The 7,818-nt window shown below is 73.0% G+C and carries 5 protein-coding genes and 1 pseudogene; 4 read left to right on the top strand and 2 right to left on the bottom strand.

What is annotated here, in order from left to right; translation table 11 throughout:
* Window positions 1-301: 301 nt before the first annotated feature.
* On the bottom strand, window positions 302-817 hold the full coding sequence (locus tag C1I98_RS31405; protein WP_233508348.1) for a PH domain-containing protein: 516 nt from the start codon (window positions 815-817) through the stop codon (window positions 302-304).
* Between the two features lie 193 nt (window positions 818-1,010).
* Here C1I98_RS31405 and C1I98_RS31400 point away from each other — a divergent pair, with 193 nt between their 5' ends.
* Together C1I98_RS31400 and C1I98_RS31395 are read left to right on the top strand one after the other, a co-directional pair.
* Window positions 1,011-1,979: an ATP-binding cassette domain-containing protein gene (locus C1I98_RS31400; protein WP_111170990.1), complete on the top strand. Its 969-nt coding sequence runs from the start codon at window positions 1,011-1,013 to the stop codon at window positions 1,977-1,979.
* A gap of 55 nt (window positions 1,980-2,034) precedes the next feature.
* The gene (locus C1I98_RS31395; protein WP_111170992.1) at window positions 2,035-2,832 is read left to right on the top strand and encodes an ABC transporter permease; all 798 of its coding nucleotides are present in this window, start codon (window positions 2,035-2,037) and stop codon (window positions 2,830-2,832) included.
* A gap of 24 nt (window positions 2,833-2,856) precedes the next feature.
* On the opposite strand, the gene C1I98_RS31390 is transcribed toward C1I98_RS31395, so the two are convergent.
* Window positions 2,857-6,123: an AfsR/SARP family transcriptional regulator gene (locus C1I98_RS31390; protein WP_158558255.1), complete on the bottom strand. Its 3,267-nt coding sequence runs from the start codon at window positions 6,121-6,123 to the stop codon at window positions 2,857-2,859.
* A 102-nt stretch (window positions 6,124-6,225) separates the two neighbouring features.
* Between C1I98_RS31390 and C1I98_RS31385 the strand changes: the two genes are divergently transcribed.
* The gene (locus C1I98_RS31385) at window positions 6,226-6,795 is read left to right on the top strand and encodes a YbhB/YbcL family Raf kinase inhibitor-like protein (RefSeq protein WP_111170988.1); all 570 of its coding nucleotides are present in this window, start codon (window positions 6,226-6,228) and stop codon (window positions 6,793-6,795) included.
* Between the two features lie 183 nt (window positions 6,796-6,978).
* Window positions 6,979-7,818, top strand: a pseudogene (locus C1I98_RS31380) (hypothetical protein); the annotation flags it as partial.

The raw sequence follows: 7,818 nt of genomic DNA, 5'->3' as shown, positions 1-7,818 counted from the left end.
CCCTGCCCCTCACGCGACGGCACCGGCCCACCCTGGGGCAACCGGTCAGGCCCCTCTCCGGACACCGGGCGTTCCCGTCCCTCTGGCGAGGGGACCGAGTCGCCCTCGGGCAACCGGTCAGGCTCCTCCCCGGACGCTGGGACTCCGGCTCCCTCGCGTGAGGGGACCGGCCCGCCCTCCGGGGACCCGGCAGGCCCCTTCCCAGGGGCCGCGGCTCTCTGGTCCTGATGTGGTGGAGGGGAATCCTCTTCCTGGGCCGGGTCAGCGTGCCCCTCTCGGGGGTCGTCGGGTGGGGAGGAGGTCATGTGGCGTCGTCTCTGAGTTCTTCCGCGCGGCGGGCGAGGTCTTCCGCGAGGCGGGCGGCCACCGGGTATTCGAGGCCCTTGATGCTGGAGGAGCCGGCGTAGGAGGCGGTGCGGATCTCCACGGTGGCCAGGCCGAGCAGGCGCTCGAACCACCCCTGGGCCTTGTCCACCGTCTGGATGCGGCTCACCGGCACGAAGACCCACTGCCTGCTGATCCACCCGGAACGGGCGTACACGACATCGTCGGTGAGCTCCCACCGATGTACCGCATAGCGCCACAGCGGCTCGATGACCACGAACGGCGACATCACCACGACGACCGCCACCGGCAGCAGCCAGGAGTCGGCGGCCAGCCAGCCCGGCACCCACCACCACTCCGCGCCGTCGATCCACAGCGCGGCGAGCAGCGAGCCGGCGAGCAGCAGGGCGAAGCCGAACAGGGCCTCCAGCACCCACAGCGTGACGGCCTTGCGGGAGACCCGGTTGGCGGGGTCGCGAAGCGGAACGCTCACCAGGGCCCCTCACCGCACGCGGGCGGCGCCCCGCGGGGCGGCGTTCTTGGCATGGTCACCCTGTCAGCCTAAGCGCTCAGCGGGCTGTCAGCGGAATCTCAGCGGCTCGTGCCGCGGCCGCGCGAACGCCTCAGAGAAATGTCAGTGGCCCCTGGCAGGGTGTGACAGCGAACGATTGAAGAGGAGATCTCGGATGGGACACGCGATAGAGGCTGAAGGGCTGGTCAAGCACTACGGCGAGACCAAGGCCCTCGATGGCGTCGATCTCGTGGTGCCGCAGGGCAGGTTGCTCGGGGTGCTCGGGCCCAACGGCGCGGGCAAGACGACCGCGGTGCGGGTGCTCGCCACCCTGCTGCGGCCTGACGCGGGCACGGCGAGGGTCAACGGTTTCGACGTGCGGCGAGACGCCCACCAGGTGCGTTCGATGATCGGCCTGACCGGGCAGTACGCCGCGGTCGACGAGATGCTCACCGGTGTGGAGAATCTGCTGATGATCGGGCGGCTGCTCGGGCTGTCCAGGGCCGATGCCAGGCGCAGGGCGGCCGAGCTGCTTGAGCGGTTCTCGCTTTCCGACGCGGGCGGGAGGGCGGCCAAGACCTTCTCCGGGGGCATGCGCCGGCGGCTCGACCTGGCGGCCAGCCTGGTGGGCAGGCCCCAGGTGCTGTTCCTCGACGAGCCCACCACGGGGCTCGACCCGCGCAGCCGCAACGAGCTGTGGGACGTGGTGCGCGGCCTGATGGCCGACGGGGTGACGGTGCTGCTGACCACCCAGTACCTGGAGGAGGCCGACCAGCTCGCCGACGACATCGTGGTGTTCGACCACGGCAGGGTGATCGCCTCGGGCACCTCCGACGAGCTCAAGTCCCGCACCGGCGCGCAGGTGCTGGAGGTCCGCCCGGTCCAGGAGGCCCACCTCGATCTGGTCGTCCAGGTCGTGGCCGACGTGATCGACGACGAGCCCGAGATCTCGGGCGGCAAGGTCATGGCGGCGGTCCACGATCCCGCGGTGGTCCCCGCGATCGTGCGCCGGCTCGATGACCTGGGGGTCGTGGCGTCCGAGCTGTCGCTGCGGCGGTCGAGCCTGGACGAGGTGTTCCTCTCCCTCACCGGCCACCGGGCCGAGGAGGAGGCCGGCGTCGGCAAGGAAGAGGCGCTGGTATGACCACCACCCCACCGGCCATTGACCAAGATCCCGAAGGGAGCCTCGCGTGACCACCATGAGCACCGCGATGCCGGCCGCGGCCAAGCGGGTCGGCGCCGGCGCCACGGTGCGGCAGACCATGACGCTGGCCTGGCGCAGCCTCGTGCAGATCAAGCACAACCCGTGGGAGCTGCTCGACCTGAGCATCCAGCCGATCATGTTCCTGCTGCTGTTCACCTACGTGTTCGGCGGCGCGATCTCCGGCTCCACGGGTGACTACCTGCAGTTCGCGCTGCCGGGCCTGCTCGTCCAGAACGCGCTGTTCTACACGCTGTCCACCGCGATCGGCCTCAACACCGACATCACCAAGGGCGTCTTCGACCGGCTGCGCAGCCTGCCCATCGCGCGCACCGCGCCGCTGGCAGGGCGGATCATCGCCGACACCTTCAAGCAGGTGTGGGCGTTCGCGCTGCTGGTCGGGTTCGGCATGATCCTCGGGTTCCGGGTGACCACGAGCGTGGCCGGGCTGATCGGCGCGCTCGCGCTGCTCGTGGTGGTCTCGCTGGCGATGGCCTGGCTGTCGGTGCTGATCGGCCTGAAGGCGGCCAACCCGGAGAAGGTCCAGATGATCGCCTTCTCCACGATGATGCCGCTGACCTTCACCAGCAGCGCGCTGGTCCCATCGCAGACCTTCCCCGGCTGGCTGGAGGCGTGGTCCAACGTCAACCCGGTCACCCACCTGGCCGACGCGATCCGCGCCCTGCTGATCGGCGGCGAGGTGGCGCAGTCCGCCATGATCTCGCTGCTGTGGGCGCTCGGGTTCGTGGTGGTCTTCGCGCCGCTGGCGATCCGGGTCTTCCGCAACCACGCCTGACCGCCGGCGCCGCGCCCGGCGGGCTCAGCGCCGGGCGGGCCCAGGGCCGCCACCGGGGGCGCGGGCCAGGGCCAGCACATCACCGAGCGGCATCGAACGGCCGCGCTCGAAGCATCGGAAGTGGGTTCCCGGGCCGAGCGCGGCCTTCGTGTTCTCGGTGATCCGCACGTGGTCGAAGTCCACCACCTCGTCGAACCCGCGGATGGTCGCCGCCGCGCCCAGCAGCGTGGCGGCCCGCGCGGGGTCGCCCTCCGCCAGGGCCAGCCCGGCGCAGCCGATGACCGCGCCGCCGAGGACCGGCCCGTCCCGGCCGTCCAGCGCGATCTCCAGTGACCGCAGGTGCAGCCGCCGGGATCGGGCGAGATCGCCCTCCGCCTCGGCGAGCAGCGCGAGCGAACTGGTCAGCAGCGCGCGCAACTGCGGCGGGGCCTTGTCCCCGAGCGCGCTCACCCCGGCGGCGTAGTGCCGCCGGGCCGACTCCAGGTCGCCGTCCTCGCGGGCGAAGTCGCCCCGGACGCTGTGTACGCTCGCTTCGCCGGCGCGGTCGCCCGCCCGGCGGACGATCGCCAACATCTGGTCGAGCACCCGTTCGGCCTCGGCCCGGTCGCCCGCCAGGTTGTGCCCGATCGCCAGCCGGGAGCGGAGGTAGGCGGTGTCCTCGCGGGCGCCGAGCTCGTCCATCACGGCGATGGCGTCGCGCATGTCGCGGATCGAGCGTTCCGAATCGCCGCGCATGATGCCCAGCTCGGAAAGAACGGCCATCGCGTTGCCGATCCCCCAGCGGTCGCCGATCTCGCGGAAGCGCCACAGCGCCTCCTCGACCTCGGCCTGCCCTTCGGCGATCCGGCTGCCGTTGATCAGCAGCATGCCGCGGAACAGTCCGCCTATCGCGACCACCCAGGGATCGGGGTGGCCGATCAGCCGCCCGGTCAGGTCCAGGGCCTCGGTCACGTCCCTGTTCAGGAACAGCGCGAGGATCATCTCGGCCACCGCGAGCATCGGCGGAAGCGGCTCGGTCAGCCGCTCGCGGGAGATCTCGATCGCGGTCCGCAGCGAGGCGTGCGCCTCATCCCACAACACCCCGGCGTCGGCGGCGTTGATGCCGAAGGACATGTGCGCGAGCGCGAGAATCCGCGGGTCGATCGAGTCCTCGCCGCCCGCGGCGAGGGCCAGCGCGGGGTGGGCACGGTACGCGCCCTCGGCCCGGTGCCCGATCAGCCACCAGTACCACCCCGCCGTGCCCACCAGCCGCAGGGCCAGCTCGCGCTCCCCCGCCTCGGTGGCCCAGCGCAGCGCCGCGGCCAGGTTGTCCCCTTCGGCGGTCAGCTCTCCGATCCGCTTGAGCTGCTCGCGCCCGCGCAGCCCGGGCTCGGCCGCGGCGGCGAAGTCGGTGTAGAAGCGGGCGTGGGCCAGCCGTACCCGGTGCTCCTCACCGGACTCGGCCAGCCGCTCGGTGGCGTAGGCGCGCACGGTCGAAAGCATCCGGTAGCGGTCGGCCTCGGCGATCACCAGCGACTTGTCGACCAGCCTGGCCAGCAGGTCCAGCACGTCGGCGGGGTCGAGGCCGCCGCCCGCGCAGACGCGCTCGGCGCCGTCGAGGGTCGCGCCGCCGGCGAAGACGGCCAGCCGGGCGGCCAGCGTGCGTTCCGGCTCCTCCAGCAGATCCCAGCTCCAGGAGACCACGGCGCGCAGCGTCTGGTGGCGCGGCAGCGCGGTACGGCTGCCGCCGGTGAGCAGCCGGAACCGGTCGGAGAGCCGGTCGGCGATCTGCCCGGCCGACAGGGAACGCAGCCGGGCCGCGGCGAGCTCGATGGCCAGCGGCATGCCGTCCAGGTCGCGGCAGATCCGCAGCACGGCGCCGGCCTCGGCGGCGAGGTCGAAACCCGGGCGTACGGCCGCGGCGCGGTCGGCGAACAGCGCGACCGCCGGGTAGCGCGGCACCTGCTCGGCCGTGGCGTCGCGGGGCGGCAGCGCGAGCGGCCCGACCGGCCACAGTGCCTCGCCGGTGATGCCCAGCGGCTCGCGGCTGGTGGCAAGCACCCGCACCCGGGGACACTCGGCGACCAGCCGGTCCGCCAGCCGGGCGGCGGCGTCGATCAGGTGCTCGCAGTTGTCCAGGACGATCAAGAGCTCGCGGTCGCCGACCGAGCGCACCAGCCGGGCCGTGGCGTCCTCCCTCGGACGGCCGGCGCGCGGCGCGGGCGCGAGCGGGTCGCGTACGCCGAGCGCGGTGAGCACCGTGTAGGGGACCTCGTCGGGGTCGGCGACCGGGGCCAGCTCGGCCAGCCAGGTGCCGCCGGGCATGCGGTCGGCGACGGCCCTGGCCGACTCGACCGCGAGCCGGGTCTTGCCCGCCCCGCCCGGCCCGATCAGGGTGACCAGCCGGTGCCCGGCCAGGAGTTCGCCGGTCTTGGCCAGGTCGTCCTCGCGGCCGACGAAGCTGGTGAGCCCGGCCCGCAGGTTGCCGCCGGGCTCTCGCGCGAACGGCGGCTCGGTGGCCGCGGGGGGCGCGGAGATCTCGGCGGGGGCCCGCCGGGGCTCCTGCCATTCCCTGCGGAGCATGGCGAGGTGCAGGTCGGACAGCGCGGGTGAGGGGTCGGCGCCGAGCTGGTCGGCGAACTCGGCGCGGGCCTCCTGGTAGGCGGCCAGCGCCTCGACGTGGCGGCCCAGGCCGTACAGGGCGCGCATCCGCTGGGCGCGCAGGCGCTCGCGCAACGGGTGGGCGGCGACCAGCGCCGGCAATTCGGCCAGCACCTCGGCGTGCCGCGCGAGCCGAAGGTCGGCCTCCAGCCGGTCTTCGGTCGCGGTCAGCCGGATCGACTCCAGCCGGGTGACCTCGGCCGCGACGACGTCGTTGCCGGCCAGGTCGGCGAACGCCGGGCCGCGCCACAGGGCGAGCGCCGCGCGCAGGGTGCGCGCCGCCGCCGCTGGGTCGCCCGCGGCCAGGATCTCCCCGCCCTGGGCGGCCAGGCCGGTGAAGCGGTGGGCGTCCACGCGTTCGGGATCGACGGCCAGCCGGTAGCCGGAGCCGTCGGCGATCACGGTCCCGGCGCCGAGCGCCGAGCGCAGCCGGGAGACGAGGGCCTGCAAGGCGTTGGCCACCCCGGCGGGCGGCCGATCGCCCCATACTCCGGCGATCAGCGCGTCGAGACCGACGGCGCGGCCGGGGTCGATGAGAAGAAGTGCGAGGAGGGCTCGCAACCGCTGGCCGCCGACCTCGACGGGCTCCCCCGCGCGGTGAACCTCCAGCTTACCGAGGACGGCGAAGCTCATCCGAGTGTCCAAGCTCACCCCCTCCATGTCACGATTGTGGCCGATCGGAATGCCTGCCGTGGCCACAGAACCTCGCGATCCGGTCAGCGCACGCGCCAGATCCGCGTAGCATCATCGGGCATGGGGCAGCCGAGGTCGTCAGCGATCGCGCGCCGGGCCACCCGTTCGGCGGTGGTCGCCGGGGCGCTCGCCGTCGTCACCGCAAGCTGTGGCATTTTGGGCAGCGGCGGCTCCGTCCTCGACACCATCAGCGTGTCCAGCTCCCGCATCAGCGAGGGCGCTCCGCTGCCCACCGAATACTCCTGCACCGGCAAGCGCGGCAACCCGCCGCTGCGCTGGTCGGGCGTGCCGACTCCGCGCACCGAGGCGGTCGCCGTGGTCGTCGACAACAACGTCGCCGGCTTCGACGGCGAGGTGCATTGGGTTTTGTTCAACATCGACCCTCGCACCACCGAGCTGGGTGACAACATCGCGCAAAGCATGCCCACCGGAACGGGCCAGTTACGTCTGGCGAACGGCAAGGTTGGCTACTCCCCCCCATGCCGCCCCGATGGCAACTATCGTTTCACCGTCTACGCGCTCGACCGCAAGGTCGAGATCGAGGAGGACACACCTCTCTCCGATGCGCTGCAACGCATCGCGGAGCGGACCATCGCTCGGGGCCGCCTGACCGCGGTCCACATCGAGTGACCCGCCGAGCACCGGAGGTAGTAATGGTTACCAATTCTTCACTTAGGGTGTGACAACGCTCATAGTGGTCCGACACAATCAGATCCGTTCGCCGAGCGTTGGTGATCAAATCAGGCAGGTCGCGTCAATGGCCGCGCGGTCTCACCGGCGCCGCTGGCAGGCCATGGCCTTGAGGGTGGTGCAATGTTCGCGGTCATAGCAAGCCTGGTCGCCGTCGTGCTCGTCGTGCTCGTCGTCGTGGCACTGGGCATGCGGTCAATGAGCCGCCGGGAGAGCGCGCTGCCTGCCGACCGTCGTAAGAAGATGGCCGAGCAGGCGGAGAGCCAGCCCGAGCTCTCTTCTGACGACTTCGCCACCAGAGAGCCCCGCGTCGACTACTTCACACCCGACTTCAGCCCGATCGACGAGCCGGAGGAGAAGCGCCAGCGTCCGCAGCGCCCCGGTTCCGGGCGCGGCCGGCGCGGTCTGAACGAGTGGGGCGAAGCAGACGACTACGACGAGGACTACTGGAGCAAGGTCCGCGACGACGAAGGCGGATTCGGCGGGACGATCGCGGCCAGGCGTGGCGCCCCCCGCCCGGCCGGCGCACCCGAGGATGCTCCCCGCGAAGGCGCCGCGCCGCGTGCGCGCGATGACGCCGCGGGGGCGGACGAGCCGACCAGGCGTACGCCGGCCGTACCGGCCGCGCGCCCGGGGGGCCTCGCCGACCTGGTGGAGCCCGACCAGCAGCCGCGCACCCCTCCCGGCCAGGCGGCGGCCGACCAGAACACCGTGATGTTCAACCAGCCACAGGAGCCGCGCGCCGCCGACCAGGCGGGCGGGCGCGGTCCCGCGCGGCCCGCGGCGGGCCCGCCGCGCCGCGCGGGAGGTACGCCCCGCCGCGGCGCGGGCACGCCCCAGCGGCGCAACTCGCCGCCCGCGCAGCGTTCCGACACCCGTGCCTCCTCCCGCCCGGACCCGCTGGCCGGTCCGCCGCGGCCGGCCTCCCGTCCCGCCCGGCCGGACGCCCGCCCGGGCGCGGGC

It is taken from the genome of Spongiactinospora gelatinilytica, from assembly GCF_003236385.1.
Classification (GTDB): Bacteria; Actinomycetota; Actinomycetes; order Streptosporangiales; family Streptosporangiaceae; genus Spongiactinospora; species Spongiactinospora gelatinilytica.
Note: the sequence above shows the minus strand (reverse complement) of the source record. Positions and strands in the feature narration are given on the sequence as shown.